General features: G+C 68.1%; 29 protein-coding genes. 13 read left to right on the forward strand and 16 right to left on the reverse strand.

Annotated elements, in window-relative coordinates; genetic code table 11:
• Window positions 1-65 precede the first annotated feature (65 nt).
• Window positions 66-461, forward strand: coding sequence for a DUF7575 domain-containing protein (locus C454_RS03485; protein WP_004972655.1), 396 nt, complete (start codon window positions 66-68; stop codon window positions 459-461).
• 45 nt (window positions 462-506) lie between these two features.
• On the opposite strand, the gene C454_RS03490 is transcribed toward C454_RS03485, so the two are convergent.
• The 6 genes from C454_RS03490 to trpC form a co-directional block, all read right to left on the reverse strand.
• Window positions 507-1,685, reverse strand: coding sequence for a 3-dehydroquinate synthase II (locus C454_RS03490; protein ID WP_004972657.1), 1,179 nt, complete (start codon window positions 1,683-1,685; stop codon window positions 507-509).
• 804 nt (window positions 1,686-2,489) lie between these two features.
• Window positions 2,490-2,900 (reverse strand): methylated-DNA--[protein]-cysteine S-methyltransferase, encoded by a 411-nt coding sequence (locus C454_RS03495; protein WP_004972659.1) that lies wholly within the window; start codon window positions 2,898-2,900, stop codon window positions 2,490-2,492.
• An 88-nt stretch (window positions 2,901-2,988) separates the two neighbouring features.
• Window positions 2,989-3,789 (reverse strand): 2-amino-3,7-dideoxy-D-threo-hept-6-ulosonate synthase, encoded by an 801-nt coding sequence (locus C454_RS03500; RefSeq protein ID WP_004972661.1) that lies wholly within the window; start codon window positions 3,787-3,789, stop codon window positions 2,989-2,991.
• 24 nt (window positions 3,790-3,813) lie between these two features.
• Window positions 3,814-4,647, reverse strand: a complete 834-nt coding sequence (trpA, locus tag C454_RS03505; protein WP_004972663.1) for a tryptophan synthase subunit alpha — start codon at window positions 4,645-4,647, stop codon at window positions 3,814-3,816.
• A complete protein-coding gene (trpB, locus tag C454_RS03510; RefSeq protein ID WP_004972665.1) occupies window positions 4,647-5,915 on the reverse strand; it encodes a tryptophan synthase subunit beta in 1,269 nt (422 codons plus the stop codon). The genes trpA and trpB overlap by 1 nt, the downstream gene beginning before the upstream one ends.
• On the reverse strand, window positions 5,912-6,667 hold the full coding sequence (trpC, locus tag C454_RS03515; protein ID WP_049904947.1) for an indole-3-glycerol phosphate synthase: 756 nt from the start codon (window positions 6,665-6,667) through the stop codon (window positions 5,912-5,914). Before trpC ends, trpB begins: the two co-directional genes overlap by 4 nt.
• A gap of 157 nt (window positions 6,668-6,824) precedes the next feature.
• Here trpC and C454_RS03520 point away from each other — a divergent pair, with 157 nt between their 5' ends.
• Entirely contained in the window at window positions 6,825-7,280 is a 456-nt protein-coding gene (locus C454_RS03520; protein WP_049905008.1) for an MGMT family protein, read from the forward strand.
• Between the two features lie 68 nt (window positions 7,281-7,348).
• Here the strand turns inward: C454_RS03520 and C454_RS03525 are convergent, their stop codons facing one another.
• The 3 genes from C454_RS03525 to lonB form a co-directional block, all read right to left on the reverse strand.
• Entirely contained in the window at window positions 7,349-7,687 is a 339-nt protein-coding gene (locus tag C454_RS03525) for a hypothetical protein (protein WP_004972673.1), read from the reverse strand.
• Window positions 7,688-7,783: 96 nt separating this feature from the next.
• Window positions 7,784-8,824 (reverse strand): CPBP family intramembrane glutamic endopeptidase, encoded by a 1,041-nt coding sequence (locus tag C454_RS03530; RefSeq protein WP_004972675.1) that lies wholly within the window; start codon window positions 8,822-8,824, stop codon window positions 7,784-7,786.
• 6 nt (window positions 8,825-8,830) lie between these two features.
• Window positions 8,831-10,915 (reverse strand): ATP-dependent protease LonB, encoded by a 2,085-nt coding sequence (gene lonB, locus C454_RS03535; protein WP_004972677.1) that lies wholly within the window; start codon window positions 10,913-10,915, stop codon window positions 8,831-8,833.
• A gap of 169 nt (window positions 10,916-11,084) precedes the next feature.
• Between lonB and C454_RS03540 the strand changes: the two genes are divergently transcribed.
• Genes C454_RS03540 through C454_RS03550 form a run of 3 tightly spaced genes read left to right on the forward strand, consistent with a single transcriptional unit; the run spans window position 11,085 to window position 13,103 of the window.
• Window positions 11,085-11,636 carry a nicotinamide-nucleotide adenylyltransferase gene (locus C454_RS03540; RefSeq protein WP_004972681.1) on the forward strand — a complete coding sequence of 184 codons (552 nt, stop codon included), beginning with the start codon at window positions 11,085-11,087 and terminating at the stop codon, window positions 11,634-11,636.
• Between the two features lies 1 nt (window position 11,637).
• On the forward strand, window positions 11,638-12,429 hold the full coding sequence (locus tag C454_RS03545) for an SAM hydrolase/SAM-dependent halogenase family protein (protein WP_004972683.1): 792 nt from the start codon (window positions 11,638-11,640) through the stop codon (window positions 12,427-12,429).
• Complete coding sequence (locus C454_RS03550) at window positions 12,429-13,103, forward strand: trimeric intracellular cation channel family protein (RefSeq protein WP_004972685.1); 675 nt, start codon at window positions 12,429-12,431, stop codon at window positions 13,101-13,103. Before C454_RS03545 ends, C454_RS03550 begins: the two co-directional genes overlap by 1 nt.
• 29 nt (window positions 13,104-13,132) lie before the next feature.
• Here C454_RS03550 and C454_RS03555 read toward each other — a convergent pair whose 3' ends face one another.
• The 4 genes from C454_RS03555 to C454_RS03570 all read right to left on the reverse strand — a co-directional run bounded on the left by C454_RS03555 (window position 13,133) and on the right by C454_RS03570 (window position 17,375).
• A complete protein-coding gene (locus C454_RS03555) occupies window positions 13,133-14,449 on the reverse strand; it encodes an APC family permease (RefSeq protein ID WP_004972688.1) in 1,317 nt (438 codons plus the stop codon).
• A 188-nt stretch (window positions 14,450-14,637) separates the two neighbouring features.
• On the reverse strand, window positions 14,638-16,200 hold the full coding sequence (gene thsA, locus C454_RS03560; RefSeq protein ID WP_004972691.1) for a thermosome subunit alpha: 1,563 nt from the start codon (window positions 16,198-16,200) through the stop codon (window positions 14,638-14,640).
• A 188-nt stretch (window positions 16,201-16,388) separates the two neighbouring features.
• Window positions 16,389-16,670 (reverse strand): HalOD1 output domain-containing protein, encoded by a 282-nt coding sequence (locus C454_RS03565; RefSeq protein ID WP_004972693.1) that lies wholly within the window; start codon window positions 16,668-16,670, stop codon window positions 16,389-16,391.
• 54 nt (window positions 16,671-16,724) lie between these two features.
• Window positions 16,725-17,375: a helix-turn-helix domain-containing protein gene (locus tag C454_RS03570; protein WP_004972695.1), complete on the reverse strand. Its 651-nt coding sequence runs from the start codon at window positions 17,373-17,375 to the stop codon at window positions 16,725-16,727.
• A gap of 174 nt (window positions 17,376-17,549) precedes the next feature.
• Here C454_RS03570 and C454_RS03575 point away from each other — a divergent pair, with 174 nt between their 5' ends.
• On the forward strand, window positions 17,550-18,374 hold the full coding sequence (locus C454_RS03575) for an amidohydrolase family protein (RefSeq protein ID WP_004972697.1): 825 nt from the start codon (window positions 17,550-17,552) through the stop codon (window positions 18,372-18,374).
• A 6-nt stretch (window positions 18,375-18,380) separates the two neighbouring features.
• Here the strand turns inward: C454_RS03575 and C454_RS03580 are convergent, their stop codons facing one another.
• Both C454_RS03580 and C454_RS03585 read right to left on the reverse strand, forming a co-directional pair.
• On the reverse strand, window positions 18,381-19,283 hold the full coding sequence (locus tag C454_RS03580) for a glycosyltransferase family 2 protein (protein ID WP_004972699.1): 903 nt from the start codon (window positions 19,281-19,283) through the stop codon (window positions 18,381-18,383).
• Between the two features lie 70 nt (window positions 19,284-19,353).
• Window positions 19,354-20,109, reverse strand: a complete 756-nt coding sequence (locus C454_RS03585; protein WP_004972701.1) for a class I SAM-dependent methyltransferase — start codon at window positions 20,107-20,109, stop codon at window positions 19,354-19,356.
• Between the two features lie 114 nt (window positions 20,110-20,223).
• Here C454_RS03585 and C454_RS20625 point away from each other — a divergent pair, with 114 nt between their 5' ends.
• The 5 genes from C454_RS20625 to C454_RS03605 all read left to right on the forward strand — a co-directional run bounded on the left by C454_RS20625 (window position 20,224) and on the right by C454_RS03605 (window position 23,050).
• Window positions 20,224-20,385, forward strand: a complete 162-nt coding sequence (locus tag C454_RS20625) for a hypothetical protein (protein ID WP_004972703.1) — start codon at window positions 20,224-20,226, stop codon at window positions 20,383-20,385.
• Between the two features lie 121 nt (window positions 20,386-20,506).
• Window positions 20,507-20,779 carry a winged helix-turn-helix domain-containing protein gene (locus C454_RS03590; RefSeq protein ID WP_004972706.1) on the forward strand — a complete coding sequence of 91 codons (273 nt, stop codon included), beginning with the start codon at window positions 20,507-20,509 and terminating at the stop codon, window positions 20,777-20,779.
• Window positions 20,780-20,972: 193 nt separating this feature from the next.
• Complete coding sequence (locus tag C454_RS03595) at window positions 20,973-21,755, forward strand: MBL fold metallo-hydrolase (protein WP_004972707.1); 783 nt, start codon at window positions 20,973-20,975, stop codon at window positions 21,753-21,755.
• A gap of 96 nt (window positions 21,756-21,851) precedes the next feature.
• The gene (locus C454_RS03600) at window positions 21,852-22,580 is read left to right on the forward strand and encodes a YkgJ family cysteine cluster protein (protein WP_004972709.1); all 729 of its coding nucleotides are present in this window, start codon (window positions 21,852-21,854) and stop codon (window positions 22,578-22,580) included.
• A 65-nt stretch (window positions 22,581-22,645) separates the two neighbouring features.
• Window positions 22,646-23,050, forward strand: a complete 405-nt coding sequence (locus C454_RS03605; protein ID WP_004972711.1) for a TRAM domain-containing protein — start codon at window positions 22,646-22,648, stop codon at window positions 23,048-23,050.
• A 176-nt stretch (window positions 23,051-23,226) separates the two neighbouring features.
• On the opposite strand, the gene C454_RS03610 is transcribed toward C454_RS03605, so the two are convergent.
• Entirely contained in the window at window positions 23,227-24,924 is a 1,698-nt protein-coding gene (locus C454_RS03610; protein ID WP_004972713.1) for a radical SAM protein, read from the reverse strand.
• Between the two features lie 157 nt (window positions 24,925-25,081).
• Here C454_RS03610 and C454_RS20630 point away from each other — a divergent pair, with 157 nt between their 5' ends.
• A complete protein-coding gene (locus C454_RS20630; RefSeq protein WP_004972714.1) occupies window positions 25,082-25,240 on the forward strand; it encodes a DUF7559 family protein in 159 nt (52 codons plus the stop codon).
• A complete protein-coding gene (locus C454_RS03615) occupies window positions 25,237-25,731 on the forward strand; it encodes an Hsp20/alpha crystallin family protein (protein WP_004972716.1) in 495 nt (164 codons plus the stop codon). Before C454_RS20630 ends, C454_RS03615 begins: the two co-directional genes overlap by 4 nt.
• Window position 25,732 lies beyond the last annotated feature (1 nt).

Below are 25,732 nucleotides of genomic sequence, written 5' to 3' on the forward strand. Positions count from 1 at the left end.
TTCCGGTTAACTGACTATCGGATAATCCAGACGTTTAAGAGTGCGGACGACGACGCCAACGAACAATGCCCGATGCTCGTCGTCGCGCGTTCGTCGCAGCCCTCGTCGGCGTGGTTGGTGCCTCGCTCGGAATCGCCGGGGCGGGCCACGTCTACCTCCGCGAGTGGCGACGCGCGATTGCGTGGTTCACCTTCGTCGTCGGCGCGGGGCTGGTGTTGCTCTCGACGTTCGCCGACCCGGCGACCGTGACCGTGGACTCGGTTCCGAGAGAGGTGCTGATTCCCGTCCTCGGACTGCTGTTCCTGAGCGCGTTCGACGCCTACCGCGTCGGGATTCGCCCCCGCGGCCGCAACGCGAACGGCGAGCCGACCTGTCCGGTCTGCGGCGGCGAACTCGACCGAAACCTCGACTTCTGTCCGTGGTGTGCGACGGAACTCGAGTGGTACACGGTCGAAGGATAAGGCGCTCGCGTCGGCGGTCCGCCCCGAAAAAACGGTTCTCCGGAATTACTTCTCGATGATGCTCTCTTCGACGGCCTCGCCGAAGTGGCGAGCCGTGTCCTCGTAGTAGATGAGCATCTCGTCGCCGGGTTCGAGGTCCGTGACCGCGGTCCGTCCCTCACGGGTGTGGACCTTGATGGTCTCGGCGTTCTGCAGGAGCGTGGTGACGCGGTCGCCTTCGTAGTCGGCGGAGATTCGGAACATCGGTCGCTTTTCTATCTTCACGCGCCCGACGATGGCCTCGCGGGTGTTCCCGTTCGTGTCGATGAGCTGCACCTCGTCGCCGCTTTCGAGTTCGGAGAGGTAGACGGTGCCGCCGTCGGGGGTCCGCGCGTAGGCGTGGACCGCGCCGGCGTTGACCCTGAACGGCCGAGACGCGACGTACGGGGATTTCGCCGTCTCGGCGTGGACAAAGAAAAGGCCGCGAGCCATCGAGCCGACGAGCATCCCCTCGTCGTGGTCCATGATGGTGCCCGTGTCGACGCAGACGCGGTCGGCCATGCCCGTGCGTTCGACCTCCGTGACCTCGGCCCAGACGAGGTCGAGCGACTCGCGTTCGGCCTCGTCGCGGACCTCGACGGTCTTTCGAATCTCGTCTGGGTCGTCGCTGTCGAGGAGGACGCCGTCGGAGCCGAGTTCGAGCGTCTCGAAGGCGGTCTTGGCCTCCTCGGCGGTCGTGACGCCAGCGATGAGGTCGGTCTCGTCGCCGATGCGGGCGATGAGGTTCTCCAGCGGGATGATGGTCCAGTCCTCGCCGATGACGATGGTGTAGTCGCCGTCGCGGGCGGCCTCCTCGGCGAACGCCTCGTAGTCCTTGCTCAGAATGCGGACGTACGACCCGTTTGCGAGGTCGTCGCCGCGGCGGAGCGTCGTCAGGTCGGCAGAACCGGAGAAATCGGAGGGGAGTTCGACGGTCGCGTCGCCCTCGCCGTCCTTGCCGACGATATAGGCGTCGGCGAGCGCCTCGGGGTCCGCGTCGTCTTCTTCCGCTTCCATCACGTGAACGTCGGCGTCGGTCCGGAACGCGGCGATGTTGACGTCACCGAGTTCGCGCACCTTCTCGACGTCGGCCTCGTCGACGAGAACCCAGTCGACGCCGGCTTCCAGTCCGGCCGTGATGCGTCGCTTCCGCGTCTCCCAGTCGCCGACCGCGTCGTCGGCTTTGAGCCAGACGCTTCGTGTCATTATCGACTTCACTCGGTGGGTGGGCTTGAACGTGGCGAATGAATCAACGGACGGCGAACGGGTCCCTCGGGGTCGGTGCGGCCGCGCCCCGCAATTCTATATCGCGCTATACGATTTATTTTGGGGAACCCGGGTCGAAATTCGGAGTCGAACGACCGATTCGAACGCGCTGACGCGAGTCCGAGGCTCCGGGCTGTTGGGTCCGGAAAACGGTTCGTAGAGCACACGGTGGTTACGGCCGAGTTCGGAGGGTAACCCGCGGTCGAATCGAAGACTTCGACCGGGGCTGTCGAGTCCAAAACGTCGTTCAGATAGGACGATGACTGAGACGCAGTTCGGAACGAAATTTCGCGGTCAGACAGGTCGACCGCGGCGGTCAGTCGAGAGACGAATCGACTGCACGGCCCGGAATCGATTGTGATGCCCGAACCTCCGACGGGTTGGGAGGCGAGTTCGACCGGGCTATCCCGGTACTGACTCCAGGCACAGAATCGGTCGGAACCGTACACGCACCACCCGACATTCCGCACGAAACTCCGGGGGTTGCGGTGGGAAAGACGCACGGCCGTCACCGTCATCGACAGAGGGCCGGTGACTCGGGTCGCGTTCCGGGAACGGTACGCCGTCGCCGACACAGAAAGACGGAGCAATCGAATGCGGGCCGAGCTGGACCGTTCGGCGAGCGCCGGACGGGAAGTCGAACTGTGTTGGGTTCGACCGAGGGTCGTCGAGAAATACTAGCCCGCGCGGCGGTTCCCGACCAAATCGAAGCTCGATAAACCAGTTACGGCGATATGAAATCGGTTAGAACGCGTCCAGCCCCGTCTGGACCGCGCCGCGCTCGTGGTCGAGGAGCGCGCGCTTCAGTTCGACGCCGGCGGCGGCGGAGAAGCCGCCGAGGGAGTCCGCGCCGACGACGCGGTGACACGGGACGACGAGCGGGACCGGGTTCCGCCCGCAGGCCTGGCCGACGGCGACCGCGTGGCTGTCGAGTTCGGCCGCGACCTCGCCGTAGGTGCGCGTCTCGCCGTACGGAATCGACGCCATCACGCGCATCACGTCGCCGGTAAAGGAGTCGGGAAATCGCACGTCCACGTCGAACTCGCGTCGCTCCCCGCGTTCGTACTCGGCGAGCTGTGTTCGGAGCGAGTCGGTCGGACATCCGAGGAGTCGTTCGTCCACGTCGACCGCGAACTCCCACATCGTGACGCGCATGCTCGGGGTTCGCGCTCGGCAGGTATCTATCTGTAGGCTGGATGCCGAAGGGAGCCGAAAACAGAACCGTCGTCCGAAGAGGCCCGCGTTACGCTTCGATTCCGAGGCCGGCGCGTTCGAGAGCCGTATCGGCGTCGGCGTCGTCGTGGATGACGGCGCTCACGGCGCGGGTGATGGCTTCGGGGTTCTCGTGTTGGAAGATGGAACGGCCCATCGAGACGCCGGCCGCGCCGGCGTCCATCGTGCCGCGGACCATCTCGACCGTCTCGCGGTCGGTGCCGCGGCTCCCGCCGGCGATGACGACCGGCAGGCGCGTGGCCTCGACGACGCGGCCGAAGGAGTCGGCGTCGCCGCTGTAGGCCGTCTTCACCACGTCGGCACCGACTTCCTCGGCGAGGCGGACGGCGTGGGCGAGCGCCTCGGGGTCCTGTTCGTCGATGCCGGGGCCGCGGGCGTAGGACATCGCGAGCACGGGCACGCCGAAGTCGGCGGCGCGGGAACAGAGGTCGGCGAGCTGGGTCATCTGGTCGGGCTCGTAGTTCGAGCCGACGTTGATGTGGAAGGAGACGGCGTCGGCACCGACGCGGAGGGCGTCTTCGACGGTGCCGGTGAGTCGCTTGTCGTTTTCGTCCGGGCCGATGACGGTCGAGCCGTTTACGTGGACGATGTAGCCTTTACCGTTCTTGTTCGGGTGGACGCGCGGGGCGGTGCCCTTGTGCGTGAGGACGGCGTCCGCGCCGCCGCGGGTGATGCCGTCGATGGTGGATTCGATGTCGACGAGGCCCGTGACCGGGCCGAGGGTGATGCCGTGGTCCATCGGGACGATGAGGTATCGCCCGTCTGTGGAGATGCGTTCGAGTCGTGCGGAGAGTCCGATGTCTGTGTTCATGTATGAGAAAGGGTGGCAGAGCGGTTATGTGCGTTCCGGATGCGGTGGGCGTTGCGAGGCGCCGGCCACTGCACCTTCTTTCAGTTCGCGGGCGAGCGTTTCGAGGCGGTCGGCGACCGTCTCGGCGTCGTCGCCGTTCTCGTGGCCGTCGGCGACTATGTCCACGAGCGCGCTGCCGACGATGATGCCGTCGGCGCCGCTCGCGACGATGCGCTCCGCGTGGTCGCCGCTGCTGATACCGAAGCCGACCGCCTTGGGCACGTCGTAGTCGGCGAGTCGTTCGAGCGACGAGCCGGTCTGGTCGGAGACGCTCGACTGCGCGCCCGTCGTGCCGAGACGCGCCTGCACGTAGACGTAGCCCGAGACCTGTTCCATCATGCGGTCGAGGCGCTCGCCGCGGGTCGTCGGCGCGACGATGAAGACGAGGTCGAGGCCGAACTCGTCGCAGGCCTCGCGGAGCGGGCCGGCCTCCTCGGCCGGCAGGTCGGGAACGACGAAGCCCTCGATGCCGACTTCGGCCGCCTTCTCGACGAACGGCCGCGGACCGGACTCCTCGCCGTAGCGGTAGATGAGGTTGTAGTAGGTCATACAGACCAGCGGCACCGACACGTCGAGGTCCTCGACGAACTCGAAGAAGCGCGTCGGCGTCATGCCGCCTTCGAGCGACCGAACCACCGCGTTCTGGATGGTCGGCCCCTCGGCGATGGGCTCCGAGAACGGAAGCCCGAGTTCGATGATATCCGCGCCGCCGCGTTCGAGCGCCTCGACGTATTTCAGCGAGGACTCGTAGTCGGGGTCGCCGGCGGCGAGGTACGGGATGAACGCCGGGCCGTCGGCGAAGGCGTCTTCGAGCGACATCACAGGCCCCCCGTGAACTCGTCCATGTTCGGCGCGATGTCGATGTCGCGCTCGTAGGTCTCCTCGATGGCCGATTCGAGGTCCTTGTCGCCGCGGCCGGAGACGTTGACGACGACGTACTCGCCGAGGGCGTCCGCCTCCGCCGAGTCGGGCGCGTCGGGGCCGGCGACCGATTCGAGGTAGCCGAACGCGTGGGCCGACTCCAGCGCGGGGATGATACCCTCCATCTGCGAGAGCCGGTGGAACGCGGTCAGCGCCTCGTCGTCGTCGACGTTGACGGCGGTGACGCGACCGGTGTCCACGAGGTACGCGAGTTCGGGACCGACGCCGGCGTAGTCGAGCCCGGACGACACCGAGTGCGACTCCATAATCTGTCCGTCGCGGTCCTGGAGGAGCCGGGTGCGAGCGCCGTGGAGGATGCCCTCCGACCCGGTCGTGAGCGACGCCGAGTTGGGCGCGACGCCGGCTTCCTCGTCGACTTCGAGCGTCGAGCCGCCGGCCTCGACGGCGTAGAGCGCGGTCTCCTCGTCGTCGACGAACTCGGCGAACGCGCCCATCGTGTTCGAGCCGCCGCCCGCGCAGGCGACGACGGCGTCGGGGAGTCGACCAAGTTTCTCTCTGGCCTGCGTGCGGGCCTCCTCGGAGATGACCGACTGGAAGTCGCGGACCATGCTCGGGAACGGGTGCGGGCCGACGACGGAGCCGATGACGTAGTGCGTGTCTTCGACGTTGGTCGCCCAGTCGCGCATCGTCTCGGAGATGGCCTCCTTGAGCGTGCCGCGGCCGACCGTGACGGGGTTCACCTCGGAGCCGTTGAGCTTCATCCGGAAGACGTTGGGGCGCTGGCGGTTGATGTCGCGTTCGCCCATGTAAATCTCGCAGGGCATATCGAGGTGGGCGCAGGCCATCGCCGTGGCGGTGCCGTGCTGGCCCGCGCCGGTCTCGGCGATGATGCGCTCTTTGCCCATGTACTTCGCCAGTAGGACCTGCCCGAGCGCGTTGTTGAGCTTGTGCGCGCCGCCGTGAAGCAGGTCCTCGCGCTTGAGGTAGACCTCGCGGTCGTAGCGCTCGGAGAGCCGGTCCGCGCGCTGAAGCGGCGTCGGCCGACCGCCGAAGTCCCGCAGTCGCGCGCGGAAGTCGTCCATGAAGCCGTCCTCGTTGTCGAGGACGTACCGCTCGTACGCGTCGGTCAGTTCCTCGATGGCCGGCATGAGGGCCTCGGGAACGTACTGTCCGCCGTAGTCGCCGAACTTGCCGTCTGCGCTCATTGTGTGAGTGTCTCCGTGTTCTGTCGTACGTCGCCGTCCATGATGGCGGTCCCGACGAGGAGGGCGTCGGCACCGGCCTCGCGCATCCGCCGCGCCTCTTCGACCGTCTTCACGCCGCTTTCGGCCACGAGAAGCACGTCGTCGGGCGCTTCCGGCGCGAGTTCCTCGAACGTGCCGAGGTCGACTTCGAGTTTCCCGAGGTCGCGGTTGTTGATGCCGACGATGTCGGCTCCGGCCGCGAGCGCCGCGGTGAGTTCCTCGCGCGTGTGGACCTCCACGAGCGGCTGGAAGCCGCGGTCGCGAGCCGCCTCGACGAGGTCCGGGAGGTCATCGCCAACGAACCGCGCGATGAGGAGCACGAGGTCGGATTCCACGACGTCCAGTTGGTCCTCGTTCATGATGAAGTCCTTGCGGAGGACGGGCACGTCGACGGCCTCCCGGATTTGCCGCAGCGACTCGGCCGAGCCGCCGAAGTGCTCGGGCTCTGTGAGGACCGACAGCGCCGTCGCGCCGCCGGCGACCATCTCGCGGGCCAGTTCGACCGGGTCGTCCTCGCGGACGCCCTCGGTCGTCGGACTCGTGGGCTTCACCTCGGCGATGACCGGGACCCGGCCCGCGGCCTCCGTTTCGGCCACGGCCTCGGGGAACGACCGCGCGTCGACCGACACGCGCGTCTCCCCGCCGGGTCGCTCCCGCGCGGCCTCCAAGATGGCGCGCACGTCGGGAGCTAATTCGTCTCCACTAGCGTTCATTGATGTACACTAACGCACGTATTTGTACATAAGGCTTGCGTCGTCGGGGACACTCACCGTCTCTCGCGTGCACGCGGGCGAGCGGCGCGCGGAGACGGACCCGAAACCGAGCGCCGTCGCCGGAAGGGTCAAGCGTCCGGCGACGGGAGCCGAACGTATGCCCGTCTCGGGAATCTACGCGCGCGAATCGTCCACGCTCGGTCGCCCCGTGCAGGTCGGCGTGGTCAGCGGAAAGGTCATCAACGTCTCGTTTCCGGACTCGCTGCCGGCGGACGCCGAGTCGGACCACGACCACCTCGACGCCGTGTTGGCCGCCATCGACCGGGGCGAGACGGACCTCTCGTCGGTCCCCATCGGTCTGACCGTCCCGACCGACCAGCGGAGCGTGCTGGAGTCGCTTCGCAACGTCCCGCGAGGAGACACCGTCGACGTGGCCCTGCTCGTCCGCATGTCCGGCCTCGACCCCGAGGACGACGACTCCGAGCGCGTCGTCCGCGAGGCGCTCGCGGCCAATCCCGTTCCGGTCGTCGTCCCCGACCACCGCGTGAAAGACGGCCCGAGCGCCGCCCCCGACGACGTGGTCGAGGCGCTCCGGAAGTCGGAAGGAATCTAGTTTTCGGTCGTTGTCGCAACCGCGGTCACCGCCGTCATCGTCGCGGTCACCGTCGCAGTCGCCGGAAGTCAGAAGGGCATCGCGTCGGTCTCCCGGCGGAGCGCGAGGTAGCCGAGCAGGCCGCCGAGGAGGAACAGCGTGCTCGCGAGGCCGACGGAGCCGACGCCGGTCGCGAGTTCGGCGAACTGTGAGATGCCCGCGAGGACGAAGCCGCCGCCGGCGACGTACTTGAGTCGGCTGTCGACCGGAATCCTGAGCGTGACGACGCCGAGGAGAATCGCCGTCAGTCCGAAGGCGGCGTCGGCCGCGAGTCGGAGCGTCGGGTTCCCCGTGGCGAACGCCGCGACGACGAGCGCCAGATAGCCGATGAGCCCCGCCTGCGTCAACTGCCGCGTATCGATATCCATACTGGCTACGCGTGATGCGGGCACTTGAACGCATCCCCGCGCCGCCGCCGCGACGGCGAGCGGTTCGGCGGGACTCGGCGGCGCGTCCGACGCCCGCTACCAGCCGAACAGTTCGTGGCCGGCGAACTCCAGCGCGTTCACGAGGTAGTGGGCGACGACCACGACCAACAGGCTCTCGGTGAGGACGAACGCCGCCGCGAGGACGAACCCGAGGAGGCCGGTGACGATGATGCCGAGTCGGCCCTGCGCACCGTGACCCGCGCCGAAGGCGGCCGACGACACCGCCGCCATGAGCCACGGCGACACGTCGAAGCCGGCGGCGACCGCCCCCACGAGCGCCCCCCGAAACAGCAACTCCTCGAAGCCGGCGATGAGCGGAAGCGCGACCGCGAACAGGAACACCCAGCCCGCGGTCGTCCGCGGCGTCAGCGACTCGCGGACCGCCTCGTCGGGCGCGACGCCGAACCGCTCGCTGACCGTCGAACCGACCCGGTTGGCCCCGTAGAGCGCGAGTCCGAGTCCGGCGCCGACGACGAGTTGCGTCGGGAGGTCGGCGGCGGAGAGGCCGAGCGCCGCGGCCGGCACGCCCGCGTACCACGCGCCGAGGCCGAGAAAGCCGCCGAGAAAGGCCTGCGAGAGCGCGACGTTAGCCAGCAGGAGGTGCGGCGGGAGGTCCTCGGCGGAGCCGGAGCGTTCCGAGACGGCCGAAACGGGGGCCGCGGTGACGCCGGGGGGTGTCGCTCGGTCGGAGTCGGTGTCGGACTCGGGTTCGGATTCGGACTCAGGGGCGGCGTCAACGTCAGCGTGGTCGTCCGCAACGTCGCCCTCCGCGGGCGTCGACGACTCGGGACGCGGTGACGCGTCGGTCGAATCGACCGAAAAGGAAGCCAGAGAGACGGTGTCGAGTTCGGCCGAGTGGTCGGTCTCGTCCGACTCGGCAGCGGTCGAAACGGAGTCGCCCGCGGCAGTCGCTCGGGAGTCGGAATCGGAAGCGCCGTCGCCCGGAGCGGCGGGCGCGTCGAGTGCGTCGGAGCCGGTCCCCTCCGCGTGCGGGACGCCGCGAGAAAGGTGCGCGAGAGAGAGTAAGACGGCGAGGACGAGGCCGGTGAAGCCTGCGAACGCCGCCCAGTCGGTCATCCGGCGTTACTGCGGGCTGGGGCTGGACGGCCCCTTGACGCCCTTGCCCTTGTTGAGGGCGGAGCCGGTGATGCTCTTGAGGCGGTCCACGAGCGAGTCCTTCTCGGGTTCGCCTTCGAGGGCGACGTCGAGGACCTCGCTGATGTGCGAGACGGGGATGATGTCGACCATCTCCTTGTACTCGTCTTCGATCATCACGTCCTGCTCGTTGGCGGCGGGGATGATGACCGTCGAACAGCCGGCCTTCGCGGCGGCTTCGATCTTGTGGGTGACGCCGCCGACCGGGAGCACGTCGCCGCGCACCGACAGCGAGCCGGTCATGGCGACAGACTGGTCGATGGGGATGTCCTCCAGCGCGGAGATGACGGCGGTCGCGACCGTGATGGACGCGGAGTCGCCGTCGACGCCCTGCTGGCCGGTCTGGACGAACTGCACGTGCACGTCCATCTCCGAGAGGTCCTGGTTGGAGAACTTCTTGATGATGGCCGAGACGTTCTGGACGGACTCTTCGGCCATCTCCTTGAGCTGGCCGGTCGCGATGACCTGACCGGGGCCCTGCGAGGGCGTGACTTCGGCCATCACGGGGAGCATGATGCCGGAGTCTTCGCCCATGACGGCGAGGCCGTTGACGCGGCCGGTGACGAAGCCGTCGTTGACCGAGAGCTCGTAGTCCTTGCGGCGCTCGATGTACTGGTCCGCGATCTGCTGCTCGATGGAGCGCGCGCGGCGCTTGGCCTGCAGCACGTGGTCGCGGGTGGTCAGCTCGGCGTTCTCGCCGCGGGCGATGTCGCCAGCGACGCGGACGAGGCCGCCGAGGTTGCGGAATTCGAGGGTGAGGTGGCCCTTGCGGCCGGCGCGGCGGCGGGCTTCGAGGATGAGCTCCTCGACCGCCTCCTCGGTGAAGTGCGGGAGCCGGCCGTCGTTGGTGACCTCCTGGGCCACGAAGCGCGCGTACTTGCGGCGCATCTCGGGGGTGTCCTCGATGGTGTCGTCCATGTACACCTCGTACCCGTACCCCTTGATACGGGAGCGGAGCGCGGGGTGCATGTTCTCCATCGCGTCGAGGTTACCCGCGGCGATCATGATGAAGTCCGTCGGGACGGGTTCGGTCTGGACCATCGCGCCCGAGGAGCGCTCGGACTGGCCCGTGATGGAGAACTCGCCCTCCTGGATGGCCGTCATCAGGTGCTGCTGGCTGCGCACGTCGAGGGTGTTTATCTCGTCGACGAACAGGACGCCCTTGTTCGACTTGTGAATCGCGCCGGGTTCGACGCGGTCGTGGCTGGGCGTCTCCATGCCGCCGGACTGGAACGGGTCGTGGCGGACGTCGCCGAGGAGGGCACCCGCGTGGGCACCCGTCGCGTCCTGGAAGGGCGCGGACTTCTGGTCCGCGTTGTTCACGATGAGGTTCGGAATCATCGCGTCGCTACCGCGCGAGCCGTAGCGGAACGCGAGGTAGATGATACCCGCGGCGAGGATGCCGAGCAGGACCTGCTGGGCGATGATGAGCGAGTAGCCCAGCACGACCGCAATGATGATCCACATGAGGAACGAGCGCATCTGGTTGCGCTTGCGTGCTTCCTCTTTGTGCGCCTCGACGATTTGGTCACCCTTGCCCGCGGGGACCGTGCGGACCTTGGGGCGATTGCCGTCGTCGGGGTTGTGGTAGACGAGCACGTCCTGAAGCTCCTCGCGGGGGAGAAGCTCGGACATCGCCTTGGCGAGCATCGACTTCCCCGTCCCCGGGGAGCCGATCATCATGACGTGGCGGCGCTGCTTGGCCGCCTTCATGATGACGTCGCGGGCGTGCTCCTGCCCGATGACTTGGTCGACGAGGCGGTCCGGAACGGGAATCTCGTCGGTCGTCTCTATCCGGAGACCACCGAGGAGGTCGTCTTCGTCCACGTTCTCGGCCACGTCGGCGTCGATTTCGACATCGCTCCCGAGGTCGTCGATCGTCTTCTTGTCGACCTCTTCGGCCTCGTCGTGCTGGAGCGTCCCCCCGTCGTCGATGCCCTCTTCGGAGGGCGCGTCGTCGGGTGAATCCTCCCGCTCGTGGAGGCTGTCGTCGGTGTTCGTATCGTTACTCATAGAACTGTCGTCGCTACTTCTAACGTAGGCCCTGCGACTGATATACTTTCTCCCCGGGTGCATCCGGCGTACCTTGCCGTAACCTCGCGTTTCGACGGCCCTACCACCAGAATACCGGAATTCTCGTGACTCGGCGTATTTATAAGTAATCCGGACTAACGCCCGATGCATGCGGGGGTTCTACATCGGCCGGTTCCAGCCGTACCACAACGGCCACCACCGAATGGTCGAAGAGATTGCCACCGAGGTCGACGAGCTCGTCCTCGGCATCGGGTCCGCGGGCGACTCGCACTCGCCGCGGAACCCGTTCACCGCGGGCGAACGAATCATGATGGTCAACAAGGCCGTCTCGGATTTCGACATCGCGACCTACGCGGTCCCCATCGAGGACCTCGACCGCAACTCGGTGTGGGTCAGCCACGTCCAGTCGATGTCCCCCGCCTTCGAGGTGGCGTACTCCAACAACCCGCTCGTCATCCAACTGTTCAAAGAGGCGGGCGTCGAGGTCCACCAGTCGCCCATGTTCAACCGCGAGGTGCTGGAGGGCACGGAGGTTCGCCAGCGCATGATCGAAGACCGCGACTGGGAGTCGCTCGTCCCCGACGAGGTGGCCGACGTGGTCCGCGAAATCGACGGTATCGAGCGCCTCCAGCGCGTCACGGCCACCGACGGGTCGGAGCGCGTCGGCGACGACGGGAGCCGCGACCCGAACCCCTGTTGAGATGATTACGCTCGCGTCCGACTTCGGGCTGGCGTACCCGGCCGCGATGAAGGGCGTCGTCCTCTCGCGGACCGACGCGCGACTCGTGGACGTGGCTCACGACCTCCCGCGGCAGGACGTTCGCGCGGCCGCCTTCTGGCTCCGCGAGACGCTTCCGTACTTCCCGCCCGCGGTCCACCTCGTCGTGGTCGACCCCGGCGTCGGGACCGACCGGCGCGCGGTCGTCCTCCGCGTCGGCGACCACGTTCTCGTCGGCCCCGATAACGGCGTTCTCCGCCCGCCAGCGAGACGCGTGGTCGACGCCCTCGGCGACGCCGACGCACCGGTCGAAGCCTACGAAATCGACGTTCCGAACCCCGACTCGACGACCTTCCACGGGCGGGACGTGTTCGCGCCCGCGGCCGCCGACGCCCACGTCGCGGGCGCGTCGGCGCTCGGGTCGGTCGACCGCTTCGAACCGATTCCCGTCGACTCGCTCGCCGAGTGCCGCCTCCCCGAGGCGACCGTCTCGGCCGACGGCCGCGAGGCGACGGGCGAGGTGCTCGTCGTCGACGACTTCGGCAACTGCATCACCAACGTCCCGGGCGAGTTCGTCCGCGACGCGGCGGGCGACCGCGCGACGGTAAACGGCGAGTCGGTCCCGGTCGGTCGCACCTTCGAGGCCGTCGCGCGCGGCGAGCGACTGCTCACCGTCGGCAGCCACGGCAACGTCGAGTGCGACGTGAACCACGGCCGCGGCGACGAGGCGTTCGGCCTCGCGCCCGGCGACCGCGTCGAGCTCCGGGTCGACTGATGGGCGCTCTCGCCTCCGTCCCCGCACTCAGTTCCGCCGCCGTCCCCGTCACCGTCGTCGTCCCCGAGGTCGACCCCTTCGCGGTGATGAACGTCGTCGGCCTCCTCGCGTTCGCGGTCGCCGGCGCGCTCAAGGCCGCCGAGGCCGGCCTCGACGTGTTCGGCGTCTCCGTGCTCGGCATCGTGACCGCCCTCGGCGGCGGGACGACCCGCGACGTGCTGGTCGACCGGCTGCCGGCCTCGCTCGCGGCGACGTGGGACATGAGCGTCGCGCTCGTCGGCGTCGGCCTCGCAATCGTCCTCATCCACTCGATAGAGGGCCGCGTGCGCGACCACCCGGCGTTCCTGACCACCGACGCGGTCGGGCTGTCGGCGTTCGCGGCGACCGGCGCGCTCGTCGGCGTCGACGCCGGCGTCACGTCGTTCGGCGTCGTCATCCTCGCGACCATCACGGCCGTCGGCGGCGGCTCAATCGCCGATATTCTCATCGGGCGCGTGCCGGTCGTCCTCCGCGACGACTTCTACGCGACGCCCGCGGTCGTCGGGGGCATCGGGTTCCTCGCCGCCCGCGCGGCCGGCGCGCCGACCGGCGTCCCCTCGGGGCTGTGCGCCGCGCTCGTCTTCTCGGTTCGGCTGCTCGCGCTCCGCTACGACTGGCGGTTACCGCGGGTCTGAGTGGCGAATCCGAGGCCGCGCGCCGGACGTTACAGTTCGTTTTCCACGCCCCGCTCCGCGGACTGGACCTCGTCCGCGATGGTCTCGCGCTCGAAGTAGAGCATCTCGACGCCGACGACGACCACCGCGAGCGCGAGGACGGTCCAGAACGTCCCGCGCTCGGCGTCGAACAGGTGCCACAGGAGCGCGACCGCGGAGCCGAGCGCGCCGACGGTTCCGACGGCGGGAATCACGGTCGTCCGGAGGTTCTCGCGCTCCCGGAACGCGAGAAGCGAGAGGCCGCCGAAGATGCTGATGAACGCGAGCGACGCGAACGAACTGATGGCGTCCAGACTTCCGAGGAAGGCGAACCCGGCGGCGAGCACCCCGAGCGTCACGAGCGGGCGAATCGGCTCGTCGGCGGAGTCGTCGCGGAGCCGACTCGGGAGCAGGTCGTCGGCGACGAGGCGCTTCGAGAGCCGCGCGGAGCTGAACAGCGTGGCGTTGATGGCGCTGCCCGTGGAGAACAGCGCCGCGACCGAGATGAGGACGAACCCGGCCTGTCCGAGGAACGGCTGGGCCGCGACCGCGAGCGCGGTCTCGGCGTGCCGCTGGATGGCGTCGATTCCGGCGAGATTGGTCGTGACGAGCGCGACGAGGACGTACAGAGCGGTCGCGCCCGCGATGGAGATGTAAACCGCCTTTCTGACCGTCTCCCGGGGGTCGGCGATGTTCTCCTGGTCGAACAGCAGGAGCTCCCACCCCTCGAAGGCGACGAAGGAGACGGCGGCCGCGACGAGCGGGCCGATACCGACGTTCGACAGGCCGAACCCGAGGCCGCCGTGGGTCGCGCCGTAGGCGACGCCGCCGAGACCGAACAGGAGCAGGATGGCGACCTTGAGTCCGACGAGGAGGTCTTCGGCCCGCCCGGAGGCGTGCGCGCCGAAGACGTTGAGGCCCACGAACGCGGCGACGGTGAGCGCGGAGACGAACGGCTGTATCGAGACCGACGCGACCGACGAGACGCCGGTGAGTTCGACGAAATAGCCGCCGAAGGCGTAGGCGTACATCGCCATCGTCCCGACGTAGCCGAAGACGAAGGTCCAACCCACGACGCCCGAGAGCGTGGTGCTGTCGGTGAACCGCTCGACGTAGCCGACGGGCGACCGCGGCGACTCGCACAGGCCGTTCAGTCGGAGGAGCGAGTAACCGGCACAGACCGCGAGCACGCCGGCGACGACGAACGCCGCCCACGCGAGGGTCCCGGCCGCGCCGGCGACGACGCCGAGCACGGCGAAGATACCCCCACCGACCATTCCACCGATCGCCATCGACACGGCTTCCGGAAGCCCGACTTCGTCGGACATGGAGTGCAGTTCGACGCTCACGACTGAAGAACGTAGCGGCCAGTTGATATGTGCTCGCGCCGCGGCACGGCTCTGGAGCGGCCGTGTGAGAGCGGACAGACGGAAAAAGCGACACGAAGTGGCCCGGCGGCGGAGCGCGCCGCCGGAGGATGGGTTGGATGGGGGAGTGTGTTCTGCGGACGGTTCGGTTACTTGGCCGCGATGACGTCGTCGATGCGGACGATCATCGTCGCGGCCTCGGTCGCGGACTCGATGGCTTCGCGCTTGACCGCGGCGGGGTCGATGACGCCCTGTTCGACGGGGTCACCGATTTCGCCGGAGCGACCGGTGGAGATGATGCCGGCGATACCCTCGTTTTCGTATCGGGAGCGGAGGTCGACGAGCGCGTCGATGGGGTCCATGCCGGTGTTCTCGGCGAGGGTGCGCGGGAGCGCCTCGATGGCGTCGGCGTAGGCCTCGACGGCCAGTTGCTTGCGACCCTCGATGCCGGCGGCCTCCGAGCGGATGCGGTCGGCGATGGCGATTTCGGTCGCGCCCGCGCCGGGGACGACGCCGCCCTTGTCGATGGCGGCGACGACCACGTCGACCGCGTCTTGAATGGCGCGTTCGAGTTCGTCGACGACGTGTTCGGTGCCGCCGCGGAGGAACAGCGTGACGGCCTTCGCCGCCGAACCGCCCTCGACGAACGCGAGGTCGTCGTCGCCGAAGGTGCGGATGCTCACGGAGTCGACGTGACCGAGGTCGGACTCGTCGAGGTCGGACAGCGAACCGAGGCGCTTCGCGCCGGTCGCGCGGGCGAGGGCGCGAGCGTCGGACTTCTTCACGCTCTTGAACGCGAGGATGCCCGCGTCGGCGAGGTAGCCCGCGACGCGGTCGTCGATGGACTTGGTGCAGAACACCACGTCGACGCCGGCGTCCTTGAGGGCCTTCGCGTAGCCGCGGAGTTCGCTGTCCTCGGCGTCGATGGCGGCGGTGAGTTGTTCGACGGAGGTGATGTTGTACTCGGTGTCGACCTCGCCCTTGCGCACGTCGAGTTTCATGTCGAGGACCGCGACGGTCGCGTCGGAGACGGCGCGGGGCATGTTCTCGTTGACGGGTTCCTTGTCGAGGACGACGCCCTCGACGAGTTCGGTCGCCGAGGAGGACGCGCCCGTGCGGGTGAGCACGCGAACGTCGTCGCGGTGGAAGGCCCCGTCGGCGTCGCCGTGGACCATCTGGACCGCCTTGACGACGTGTTTGGCGAGCACGTCGGCGGTCACGTCGCCGGTGCCCTTGCCGGTCATGGAGGACTCGGCGACCTTGCGGAGCAGGTCGTCGTCGAGCGTCACGTCGAGGACCATGTCGTCGATGGCCTCTTGGGCGATGCGGGCGGCCTCGGTGTAGCCCTCGACGATGACCGTCGGGTGGAGGTCGTCGTCGAGGAGGTCCTCGGCGTGCGCGAGGAGTTCGCCGGTGAGGACGGCCGCGGTGGTCGTGCCGTCGCCGACTTCCTCCTCTTGGGTCTGGGAGACTTCGACGATCATCTGCGCGGCGGGGTGCTCGATGTCCATCTTCTCGAGGATGGTCGCGCCGTCGTTCGTGATGACGACCTCGCCCGAGGAGTCGACGAGCATCTTGTCCATGCCGCGCGGGCCGAGTGTGGTCCGTACGGCTTCGGCGACCGCCTTTCCGGCGCGGATGTTGGAGTCCTGCGCGGAGCGGCCGTGCGTTCGGTTCGTCCCCTCTGCGAGAATGTATAACGGTTGCTGCATTCGTGAAGCCATGTTGAAACCTCAACCGCTATCAACGATTGCAGTTCTATAAATACGTTTCGGCGAGGCCGAGCTACGAAATCGCACGACAGGGCGACGGTTTTCGAATTCGAGCGCGGGGCGGGCGTCGCAGGGTTCGGGGAGCCGCCATGGGGTTCGTGTCGCGGTCGGCGGCCGGTCGCGCCTCGCTACTCGTCGAGCGTGTCGACGGTGAGCGTTCCGTCGCCGAACAGCGAGACGAGATAGCCCGCGTACTGAAACGAGAACCTTCGAGACGGGTCGTGAGAGAGGCGAAAGAGAACGTCGAGCGCTTCGGGGTCGACACCGATGTCCGAGAGCGGCGGGAGTTCGAGTGGGCTGAGTTCCGTGGCAGTCGCGACCGCCGAAGCGATGGCGACCGCCACCTCGTCGTAGCGGTCGACGGAGGTGGTTACCACGGACCCGGCTCCATCTTCGAGCGGGTCGTCCATATAGTCCGAATGGGTAGTCGGGTACCTATTGGTGTGCGTTGATTATGTAACCCGTTATTGTGGGGGTCGCTCGTCGCGAATTCGCTCTGCGAGCGTTCGATAGGCGCGTTTGAGGCGGGCCGCGACCGCCTGCCGCGAGATTCCGAGCTCCGTACCGAGCTCGTCGAGTGACGTGTCCCGTCGCTCGTCGAAGTAGCCGCGGTCGAGCGCGAGGAGCAGGGCTTCGACTTGCGTGTCGGTCAGCCCCTCGCTCGCCGGCGCTTCCTCGGCCGCGACGGACGTGATGCGGTCGAACTCGGCGTCGATGCCGTGGGCCGCCCACTCGCGTCTGAGGTCGGTCAGCACGCGGTGCGAGGAGACGCGGAGCTTGAGCCACCACGAGTCATCGGTCGAGAGACATTCTAAGAGAACCGCGTCTCTGGACACTAACGCGTCGAAAATCGGAGCCTGAGAGACGTCCCACGAGACGCCGTAGAGCGCCCGGTCCGAGACGGATTCGACGAGCGTGAGGTCGTCGACGCTCGGAAGCGACCGCGCCGACTCTCCGAACGCCCCCGCGTCGGGACCGCGGACCCAGACGAACGACGCCGCCTGCGAGGCGGTCGGGACGGACCGTTCCAGCTCCAGTTCGACGTCGTGTTCCTCGGCCGCGGGACCGAACGGGAGCGCGGACAGCGGGGCGACGACCTCGACGATGAGGCACACGCGTGGACGATAGGTGGAGTAGGGCAAAAAACTGCGTTTCAGCGTCTCTCCCTACCGTCGTGAAGGAATGAACGTCACGCGACGCTGAACGAACGCGTCGGTACTGTGTACTCGATGAAACGACTACGGCGGATTCTGCAACCTATTTGGCGGACACCGATGAGTGACTCGACAATGCTGGAGTTGGAACACGGGTTCAGGGTCGTGGACGTGAACGCCCGCCTCGACCCCGACGAGCAGTCGATTGCGGCGCGCGGGCGGGAGATAAGCCCCGAGCGGCTGGAGCGCGAACTGCATCAGGCGGGCGTCGTCCGCGCCGTCGTCTCGCCGGGCGCACAGCGGGTCGAAGAGAGCTACCTCCGTCCGAACAACGCGGTCGCGCGGATGAGCGTCGACCGGCCGTTTCTGGCGTTCGCCCGCATCAACGGGCCGCGCGACCCGAGCGGTCGTGCCTCGGCGCGGCTCCGAAACCTCACGTCGTCGCGGGCGGACCACCACGCCGACCCCGGCGACATCGAGCAGTACGCCTACGACGACCGCTTCCACGGGTTCTCGCTCGCGCCGGCTGTCGACGGGCTCCCCGACGACGAGACGCTCGCGATGCTGGAGGACGTGGGGCTTCCCGTCTTCGTCGAGGGCGGACAGGCGTTCGAGCCGAGCGCCGTCGCCGAGTCGCTGCTCGGTCGGTTCCCCGTCATCCTGTCGAGTTTCGGCGGCTTCCCGCTCGACCGCGGACTGATGGACGAGGCCATCGACCTCCTCGACGACCACGACGACCTCTACCTCGACACGAGTTTCGTCCGCTACCGGAGCGTCCTCGAACGCGCGCTCCTCGAACACCCGGACCGCGTGCTGTTCGGCAGCGGCGCGCCCGAGACCCACCCGAACGTGGGCGTCATGGAGATTCTGACGCTCGACGTGTCGGAGGACGCGCTGGCGAAGGCGTTCTCGAAGAACGCGGCGCGGGTCATCGAGGCGCTCGGCCCCGGAGAGCGGTAAAACGAGTCAGCGCCAGTCGTACCGGGCGACGGCGCGGTCGGCGCGCTTCGACCGGCCGTGGGGGTTTCGGGCGCGGGTTCGGTCGCGGGCGCGGGCGACCAACCCGTCCGAGACGCCCGTGGCGATGCCGCCGACCACGTCGCGGCCGGTCCCGACCCACCCGGAGGGAGTCACGTCGCCTTTCACGACGCCGAGCGCGGCGTCGACGCCGTCCGAAATCGCGTGTTTCGTCGTCCGCTTGACCGTCCCCGGCCTGACGCCGTAGTTCTTCACGAGCCGATAGGTCAGAGAGCGGTACTTCCAGCCCCAGTCGCGTTCGGAGATGCCGCCGTCGGCCTCGAACTCGCGGCGGACGCACATCTCGGGCGCCCACGCGACCGAGCGGTCGAAGCCGGCGAGTCGGTGCGCCGCGTCGCGCGCGCCGCCCGTCTGGAGGTACTCGTCGAAGCCGTCGAGGGCGTCGATTATCTCGCGGCGGAACGCGACGTTGCCGCCGTTGAAGTACGTCACCGTGCGGCCGCCGATGGCGTTCCGTTCGAGGGATTCCGTCGTCATGCCGTTGCGGAGCGTCTGGTGCATCGGCCCGGTGACCACGTCGGCGTCGGCGATGCCGTCTTCGAGCGCCGACAGCCACGACGACTCCACGGAGAGGTCGTATCGGAGGAGCGCGACCACGTCGCCGCCGGCGACTTCGAGGCCGGCGTTGCGGGCGACGTTGAGGTTGCGGTCGGAGATTTCGACCAGCACGTCCACGTCGTCGCGCTCTCTCACCATCCCGGTCGTGCCGTCGGCGGAGGGGCCGTTGACGACGACGACTTCCGCGTCGGGGGCGTGCTCGGCCAGCGCGTCGAGGCTGGTGGCGAGCCGGTCCCGACCGTTGAGCGTCGGGAGCACAACCGAGAGATCCATACCCGACAGTTGCGGTGGACGTACTTAAATGTGAATCGAGAATCGTGTTAAATTCTGCCGTGAGAACGCCTCACTCGGCGTCGCTCGCCCGGGTCGCCGCGCGGGACTGCTCGTCGGCCGACTCGACCCGCGCGTTCCAGTACGACACGGACGCGAGGTCGTCGCCGACCGGCGAGTCGCCGACGGCGAGGTCCAGCGAACGGAACGGCTGTGCGATGCCGTTGGGGACCTTCCGGTAGAAGCCGAACGGGATGACGAAGTCGTGTTTCGCGTCGGCGAGGTCGAGCCCGGCGTCGCCGAGCAGCCGCCGCACGTCGCCTTCCGAGTAGAGCCGCGACCCCATCGGGAGCAGCCAGTTGTAGGCCACCCGGAGGCTCCCGTCGTTGAACGTGTCGAAGAACACCTGCTGTTTCGAGACGCGAGCCATTTCGGCTAAGAACTTCGCCGGGGTGTCCGCGAGGTGGAAAAACCGCATCGCGAACACCGCGTCGAAGTGGTCGTCCGGGAAGGGCAGCCGCGCGGCGTCGCCGCGGAGGAACTCGATGCGGTCGGCGACGCCCGCTCTGCGGGCCTTCTCCCGCCCCTGTACCATCATCGCCCGCGAGATGTCCAGTCCGACGACGTTCGCCCCCTCCTGGGCGAGCATCACGGTGAACCGGCCGGTCCCGCAGGCGATTTCGAGGACGTTCTTGTCCTCGACGGGGCCGAGCGCCGCGAGGACCGCCTCCTTCTCTCGCCGGTCGATGAGGCGACCGCCCTTGGAGAACCGCTTCGAGTCGTACTCCTGGGCGACCTCGTCGGCCTGGTACCACTCCTTTCCTTTCACGCTACGCATACTCGCGGGGGGGAGCCTAAAACGGTACTGGATACGCGGTGCGGAAGCGGGGTTCGGCGAGCGACGACAGAGAGGTTTTCCCCCGCTGAGCGCGTATCGTGCCATATGCCAACATGCAGAAACTGCGGTGAGACCTGTGATGCGGCTGAACTGACGCGCCACGTCAGCGAGGGGTGGCTCGTCGTCCACTGCCCGGCGTGTCACGCGCCGCTCGGGAGCTATCGACTCGGCACTCCTTCGGTCGATAGAATGCGAAACGCGGAGTGAGACGCCTACTCGCGGGCGATTTTCCAACAAACGCACGATATTAATATGTGTATTATGTGTCTGGATTCTTTTCACACACTTGTAGCTAACCCTTAACACGGAGCAACCGACTGTGTCGGGTATGAGCACCACCACTGCAGAGCCAGATACTGAAGACCTGCTCTCGGAATCCGAGTTCCGAGAGCGCCTCCGCGAGCTTCCCCCGAGCGCGAAGCTCGTCGCAAAAGTCCTCGAAAGCGACGCGCCCCTCTCGCAGGGCCAGCTCGCGGAGGAGTCGCTGCTGCCGGACCGCACCGTCCGCTACGCGCTCAACCGTCTCGAAGAGTCTGACCTCGTCGGCTCGCGTTACTCCTTCAAGGACGCGCGAAAGCAGGTCTACTTCCTCAACACGTAAGCACGCGGTCCACCGATAGCGCGACAGAACACGCCCGCGGGGGCGCACTCCCGCAGACCAAGCCACCACTTCTCTCGAACCATCTATAGTAGCGTTTGCACTGGTTACACATCCAATCGCACGACAGCGTGCGATTGAGTGCACATTGACTTGCAAACGCTACTATAACCCGTCGGCGAGCGTAGCCGCCGGCATGCACGTCACGCGCGTCTCCGTCCCCGTCGCCACCCGCGCGCCGACCGGCGCGACGAACGCCTACCTCGTCGCCGACGGCGGCGACACGCTGCTCGTGGACCCCGCGGCCCGCACCGACGAACTGGACTCCCTCGTCGCGCGCGAGGGCGTCGACCACATCGCGGTCACCCACACCCACGCGGACCACGTCGGCGCGGTCGCCGCCTACGCCCGCGAGACGGGCGCGACGGTCTGGTGTCGTCGCGGCCGCGAGCGCGCCTTCTCGGACGCGACCGGCGTCGAACCGGACCGAACGTTCGCAGAGGGGTCGGTTCTCCCCGTCGGCGCGGGCGTCGAAGTGCTCGACACGCCGGGGCACGCCCGCGACCACGTGAGCTTCGTCGCCGGCGACGGCGTGCTCTGCGGCGACCTCGCGGTGGCCGAGGGGAGCGTCGTCGTGGGCGCGCCCGAGGGAGACGTGCGCGCCTACCTCGTCGCGCTCAGGCGACTCCACGCGCGCGGTCCCGAGCGGCTGCTTCCGGGTCACGGCCCCGAGATCACGGACCCGCGGGCGACGCTGGCACGGCTCGTCGCGCACCGAAACGACCGCGAACGGGCCGTCCTCGACGCGGTGCTGGCCGGGAACGCGACGCCGGACGCCGTGACCGACGCCGCCTACGAGAAGGACGTGTCCGCCGTGCGCGACCTCGCCCGCGCGACGGTCGTCGCGCACATCGAGAAACTCGCCGCCGAGCGTCGGGTCCGGTGGGACCCGGAGGCGAAGCGAGTCGAACCGCGGTAGGTCGCGCGTCGTCGGCGTCCGGGTCCGCGGGTGGCCGAGGCTCGCGCTCCCGCGAAAAACCGCGCCCCTCTTTGGGCTCGCGCCCGCATCGCGGGTATGGACCTCGACGCCGAACTGGACCGCGCCCGCGACCTCGACGTGTCGGAACTCGCCGACGCCATCGAGTCCATCGGCTTCGAGTGCACGCGCTGCGGGGCCTGCTGCAAGGGCTACGAGGGCGACGACGGCCCCGAACCGCACACCGCGACCGTCTTTCCCGACGAGGTGCGCGCCCTGCAGGAGGCCGGCGGAGCCACCGACCCCGACGGCGATGGGACCGGTGGGGACGACTCGAACGACGAGTCGGGAACCCCGATGGAGTGGCGGGACGTTGCTCGCCCGATGCCCTACGGCCTCGTCGAGGGCGACGACGGCCCCGAGGGCGAGACGTTCGAGTGGGCGCTCCAGACGAGCGCCTGCGGCGACTGCCGGTTCTACGAGGAAGACGACGAGGGGCAGGGGGCCTGTCGGGTCCACGAGGACCGCCCCCTCATCTGCGAGACCTACCCGTTCAGCGTCGCCCTCGGCGGGACGAGCCAGCCGATGGGCGAGGCCGTCGACGAGGAGGGCGTCGTCCGCGCCCACGAGTGCGAGGGGCTCGGACGAGACATCTCTCGGGAGGACGCGGAGGAACTGGCGCGGGCGCTGAAAGAGCGGGCGGTCCGAGAGCTACGCGAGGCGCGGGGAGTCACCGAGGCCTACGAGCCCGTCGAGACCGGGCCGGGCGAGGTGGTCGTCCACGACTCGGAGGGCGCGAAACGGCCCGACGGGACGCGGGTTCAGTAGTCGAATCCCGATGACTGCGGTACATCTTTAACACTCCGGCCTGACCACATATTGGAGGTCTTACGGTGGAAATCTCAGATAAACTCCTGTGTCTGTTCAATGCTGACGTTCGCACCGAGGACGACCGATACGTCGTCGAAATCCCGCGCCGCGAAGTCGAGACCGGAACCGTCGAACCCGGCGAGACCTACCGCGTCGCGCTCATCTCCCGCGAGTCGAACGAGCCCGCCGAGTCCGAATCGAACGCCGGACCGACGCCCTCGGCCGAACCGCAACCGCCCGTCGAAGCCGGTGAACTCCGCTACGTCGAAATCGAGGACATCGGCAAGCAGGGCGACGGCATCGCCCGCGTCGAACGCGGCTACGTCATCATCGTCCCCGGCACCGAAGTCGGCGAGCGCGTGAAGGTCGAAATCACCGAAGTCAAGTCTAACTTCGCCGTCGGCGAAGTCGTCGAAGACGACTTCTGACGGCGCTCTTTTCGCGGTTCGACGCCGTTCGTCTCGACGGGACGCTCTCCCGCGACCGACAGACCACGGCTGCAAGTGAATCACGCACCACGCTTGCGAGTGAACGCACGGCCGTTGTCGGCGCGCAGAGAGAGCGCGGTTGCACGTGAAGAATCTGGTTCTGGGAACTGAGTCGGCTACTGAACGTACTTCGTCACGTCGGCGTCGACACCCACGTCGGCCGCGTCGGCGTAGGGTCGGTTCACCACGATGTCGCCGGCGGTCGAGCGACCGATGCCGGGGATGGCGGTGAGTTCGTCCATCGACGCCTCGTTGAAGTCAAGCGGGTAGGGAACGCCGGTGACGGAGCGGTAGCCGTGGTCGACGACGGCCACGTCGATGGTCTTCCCGAGCTCGCGCTCGCCCGGAATCCCGACCAAAAGCGGGTAGGTCCCGAGCTGGCGGCCGAACGTCCGGCCGTCCTGGTGGTATTCGAGGTGGACGTTCGGGAGGACCGTGCCCGCGGGGGCGACCCGGCGGAGCATCGGGCGGTCGATTTCCTCGCGGACCTCCTTTTTGTACGTCTTGAACAGCTGTTTGTGGTCGCGGGCGATGTCGGCACCCGTGTCGGACATGTCGGTGCCGTCGAACGCCATCACCTGCCGGATGTTGATGCGGCGGACCATCAGCCCCTCGTCGTAGACGCGCTGGAGGAACCGCTTGTTGTGCTCGAACGTCTCCTCGCGCTCGCCTTTCAGACCGTGGAGGAGGTTGATTCCGGGGAGGAGCTTCGGCAGTCGGTTCGCGGCGTCCGGGCCGTGGGTCGGCGCGTCCGCCGGGTCGTCGCCGGGCCGCCAGCCGGCGACCTCGTTGACGATTTTGACCGCCTCGAAGCACTCGTCGGCGGAGACGTTGAGGTTGTTCTCCTCTTGGACCACGGGGTCGGCGGATTCGAGGCCGAACGCCGCGGTGTCGCCGGCCGTGTTGTGCTCGGCGATGATGCGGAGCGCCTCGCGGGACTTCTCGGGCCAGCCGACGATGGTGATGGGGTTGACGTTGTCGAGGTGGAGCGTGCCGAGGTCGGGGGCGACCTCACGGATGCCGCCGTAGAGCCGGCGGAGCGCGTCGGGGTTCGGGGCCTCGCCGTCGCCGCCGAACGCGAGGATGTCGGCCTGTCGGCCGAGCCGGAAGTGCCGCGCTCCGCGGTTGTAGAGGTTCTCGACCTCCTTGACGACGGAATCGGCGGTTCGGAACGCGGGGTTGCCGTACAGCGGTTCGGTGCAGAACGAACAGCGGTAGGCGCAGCCACGCGAGGTCTCCATCTCGCAGATGAGGTGGTCGGGGTGGTTGGGGTGCTGTTCGACGACGAACGCGCCCGTGGCGGCCCAGCGGTCGAGTTCCTCGTTGTCGCGCATGCGGTTGCCGAAGCCTTCGAGGCCGGAGTCGACGAGGTCGTAGGCGGCCGCCTCGATGTCGCCCTTGGCGACGAAGTCGTAGTCGAGGTTCTTGCGCTCCATGTCCTGGCCGCCGGCGTTCTCGTCGCCGACGCCGAATCGAATCGGCCCGCCCATGAGCGCGGTGCCCTCGGCGACCCACGCGAGTTCGCGGACCTCGTCGGGTTCGGCGGGCGTCCCGCCGACGTACTTGCCGGGGACGGTCATGCCGCCGATGTAAATCATGAGGTCGGCGTCGGCCACGTCGCGCCACTTCTGTCTGTCCTCGCGGAGTTCGTCGATGGTGTGGTAGACGACGTTGGACTCGGGGACGCCCGCGTCGACCACCGCACCCGCGGTGAACCTGGGATACGTCGAGATGTACGGCGGCACGCCGAAGTGCGCCGGCTCGTCGACGTATCCGTCGACGATAGTCACGGTGAGGTCGGCGGGGTCGGTCATCGGTCGCGGTTCGGGTTCGACGCGGAAAACGCAACCGGTCGGCGGTCGCAGACGGGGGTAGTCGTGGGAGGGCGACCGCAGGCGTCGACGATGGCGCGGTCCGTGAGTCGCTTCCGCCTCCCGCGCGTTTATGAGCGTGGGAGCGTAACTGACGGCCATGCCCGCGACCCTCGAAGTCAAGTGCGCCAACGAGGACTGCGAACTCGACATGTTCGAGCTGCACTACACCTACGACATGCCCGACGACGTGACGGTGGCGGACTTCTCCTGTCCGTACTGCGGCGAGTCCCGCTTCCTGGAGGAGATTCAGCTATGAGCGACCTGCGGAAGTTCGGCGAGTCGGCGGCGAACGCCGTCCTCGAACGGGTCGGCCGCGGCGTCAGCCAGATGCAAGAGCGCAAGCCCCTCGCCCACGACCTGCTCGAATCCGAGGACGCCTACCTCGTCGTCTTCGACGCGCCCGGTGCCCGCGCCGAGGACGTGCAGGTCCGCTTCCTCGACGGCGAGGTCGAGATTCGCATCGACCGCTTCCGCGACTTCCACGAGGGCTACGAGATGCGCTTCCCCGGCCGCGGCCTCACGCTCTCGGGGAAGGCGACCATCCCCTCCGACGCGTCGGTCGAAGCCGCCGAGGGGACCGCCACGGTCGGCAAGAACGGCACGCTCCAGATTCGGATTCCCAAGGACGAGCGCGCGAGCGACATCGCCGTGACCGAGGAGGAAGACGAAGGCGAGGCCGACACCGACACCGAGTCCGAGGCCGACGACGAAGTCGACTTCGGCGACGTGGACGACCAAGACGCCTGAA

Origin of the sequence: Haloferax gibbonsii ATCC 33959 (assembly GCF_000336775.1) — an archaeon.
Taxonomy (GTDB): domain Archaea; phylum Halobacteriota; class Halobacteria; order Halobacteriales; family Haloferacaceae; genus Haloferax; species Haloferax gibbonsii.

Bases quoted from the DNA above. Each gene is read 5' to 3' on its own strand.
- C454_RS03485 (WP_004972655.1), top strand. From the start codon at position 66: ATGCCCGATGCTCGTCGTCGCGCGTTCGTCGCAGCCCTCGTCGGCGTG.
- C454_RS03490 (WP_004972657.1), bottom strand. From the start codon at position 1,685: ATGACACGAAGCGTCTGGCTCAAAGCCGACGACGCGGTCGGCGACTGG.
- C454_RS03495 (WP_004972659.1), bottom strand. From the start codon at position 2,900: ATGCGCGTCACGATGTGGGAGTTCGCGGTCGACGTGGACGAACGACTC.
- C454_RS03500 (WP_004972661.1), bottom strand. From the start codon at position 3,789: ATGAACACAGACATCGGACTCTCCGCACGACTCGAACGCATCTCCACA.
- trpA (WP_004972663.1), bottom strand. From the start codon at position 4,647: ATGTCGCTCGAAGACGCCTTCGCCGACGGCCCGGCGTTCATCCCGTAC.
- trpB (WP_004972665.1), bottom strand. From the start codon at position 5,915: ATGAGCGCAGACGGCAAGTTCGGCGACTACGGCGGACAGTACGTTCCC.
- trpC (WP_049904947.1), bottom strand. From the start codon at position 6,667: ATGAACGCTAGTGGAGACGAATTAGCTCCCGACGTGCGCGCCATCTTG.
- C454_RS03520 (WP_049905008.1), top strand. From the start codon at position 6,825: ATGCCCGTCTCGGGAATCTACGCGCGCGAATCGTCCACGCTCGGTCGC.
- C454_RS03525 (WP_004972673.1), bottom strand. From the start codon at position 7,687: ATGGATATCGATACGCGGCAGTTGACGCAGGCGGGGCTCATCGGCTAT.
- C454_RS03530 (WP_004972675.1), bottom strand. From the start codon at position 8,824: ATGACCGACTGGGCGGCGTTCGCAGGCTTCACCGGCCTCGTCCTCGCC.
- lonB (WP_004972677.1), bottom strand. From the start codon at position 10,915: ATGAGTAACGATACGAACACCGACGACAGCCTCCACGAGCGGGAGGAT.
- C454_RS03540 (WP_004972681.1), top strand. From the start codon at position 11,085: ATGCGGGGGTTCTACATCGGCCGGTTCCAGCCGTACCACAACGGCCAC.
- C454_RS03545 (WP_004972683.1), top strand. From the start codon at position 11,638: ATGATTACGCTCGCGTCCGACTTCGGGCTGGCGTACCCGGCCGCGATG.
- C454_RS03550 (WP_004972685.1), top strand. From the start codon at position 12,429: ATGGGCGCTCTCGCCTCCGTCCCCGCACTCAGTTCCGCCGCCGTCCCC.
- C454_RS03555 (WP_004972688.1), bottom strand. From the start codon at position 14,449: ATGTCCGACGAAGTCGGGCTTCCGGAAGCCGTGTCGATGGCGATCGGT.
- thsA (WP_004972691.1), bottom strand. From the start codon at position 16,200: ATGCAGCAACCGTTATACATTCTCGCAGAGGGGACGAACCGAACGCAC.
- C454_RS03565 (WP_004972693.1), bottom strand. From the start codon at position 16,670: ATGGACGACCCGCTCGAAGATGGAGCCGGGTCCGTGGTAACCACCTCC.
- C454_RS03575 (WP_004972697.1), top strand. From the start codon at position 17,550: ATGCTGGAGTTGGAACACGGGTTCAGGGTCGTGGACGTGAACGCCCGC.
- C454_RS03580 (WP_004972699.1), bottom strand. From the start codon at position 19,283: ATGGATCTCTCGGTTGTGCTCCCGACGCTCAACGGTCGGGACCGGCTC.
- C454_RS20625 (WP_004972703.1), top strand. From the start codon at position 20,224: ATGCCAACATGCAGAAACTGCGGTGAGACCTGTGATGCGGCTGAACTG.
- C454_RS03590 (WP_004972706.1), top strand. From the start codon at position 20,507: ATGAGCACCACCACTGCAGAGCCAGATACTGAAGACCTGCTCTCGGAA.
- C454_RS03595 (WP_004972707.1), top strand. From the start codon at position 20,973: ATGCACGTCACGCGCGTCTCCGTCCCCGTCGCCACCCGCGCGCCGACC.
- C454_RS03600 (WP_004972709.1), top strand. From the start codon at position 21,852: ATGGACCTCGACGCCGAACTGGACCGCGCCCGCGACCTCGACGTGTCG.
- C454_RS03610 (WP_004972713.1), bottom strand. From the start codon at position 24,924: ATGACCGACCCCGCCGACCTCACCGTGACTATCGTCGACGGATACGTC.
- C454_RS20630 (WP_004972714.1), top strand. From the start codon at position 25,082: ATGCCCGCGACCCTCGAAGTCAAGTGCGCCAACGAGGACTGCGAACTC.
- C454_RS03615 (WP_004972716.1), top strand. From the start codon at position 25,237: ATGAGCGACCTGCGGAAGTTCGGCGAGTCGGCGGCGAACGCCGTCCTC.